Origin of the sequence: Labrenzia sp. R5_0, from assembly GCF_017743835.1 — a bacterium.
Lineage (GTDB): Bacteria > Pseudomonadota > Alphaproteobacteria > Rhizobiales > Stappiaceae > Roseibium > Roseibium algicola.
In genome coordinates this window covers 1-1016 of record NZ_JAGHRK010000028.1, presented here as the reverse complement: position 1 = coordinate 1016, position 1016 = coordinate 1, and the positions used below count along the sequence as shown (strand labels likewise).

Annotated in this window: 1 protein-coding gene; it reads left to right on the top strand. The window is 61.4% G+C overall.

Annotated features, from left to right (window positions below; translation table 11 throughout):
* Positions 1-1016: conjugal transfer protein TraB (locus J7447_RS31180; protein WP_209171785.1), on the top strand; the 1016-nt coding region annotated here is incomplete at both ends.

The following is a 1016-nucleotide window of genomic DNA, read 5'->3' as shown; positions in this document are numbered from 1 at the left end:
CCGTCGCGATCCGTGTCGGCACTGGTGGCCGCCGCGCATTTCCTTGGAGCGTCACGGGGCTTGCCGCAGGGCGCCAGCATCTTCTTCGGCTCCCAATATGCAATCGGCCTGGGGCTGTGGTTCGCGGCATCGCTCGTCTTTGTCGCCGTTCATTCGGTACTTTGGACGCGCAGATCCGGATGGCCACGAATGCTGCGCTACCTGATCGCAAGTGTTCTGATGAGCCTGCCGCCCTTCGGGATAATGGGTTGGGCCAGTCCGATCACGGCGGCCGGAGTGCTCTTTCCGGGGTGGAGCTGGTTTGGGCTGGCAGCGACCGCGATCCTGTTGCTCATGATGACCACAAACCTTTGGCGGATCGCGGTTCCGGTGGTGGCCGGTTGTGCTGCCTGGTCCGCCGCATTCTGGACAGAGCCAAAGGTAATCGAGGGTTGGACCGGCATCAACACCACTTTCGGTTACGAAGGGGCTGGACAGCTTGCCGGTTATGAGCAGCAGCGGGAAACCATTCTCATGGTTCGAAGGGCGGCCGGGCAGGGGGCGAAAGTCGCCGTCCTTCCCGAAAGCGCTCTTGGACTATGGACGCCGACGACGGAAAAGCTTTGGACGGACGCTTTGTCCGAACTGCCGGTGACTGTGATCGGAGGAGCCGCTGTTGTTCAAAGGACTGGCTACGACACAGTCATGGTGGAGATTTCGGGAAGCGGATCGCGGATCTACTATCGCGAGCGCATTCCGGTTCCGGTCTCGATGTGGCAGCCCTGGCGGCGGCTCACGGGCGATGGAGACGGCGCCAACGCCTACTTCTTCGATAATCCCGTCACACAGGTTGCAGGCACCCGTGCCGCGCCTCTGATCTGCTACGAACAGCTCCTCGTTTGGCCCGTTCTGCAATCCATGGCCATGGGCTCAGACGCAATCGTTGCGATCGGCAACGGCTGGTGGACGGGTGAAAGCAACATTACCGACATTCAACGCGCCAGCGTCACGGCATGGGCAAAGCTGTTCGATGTGCC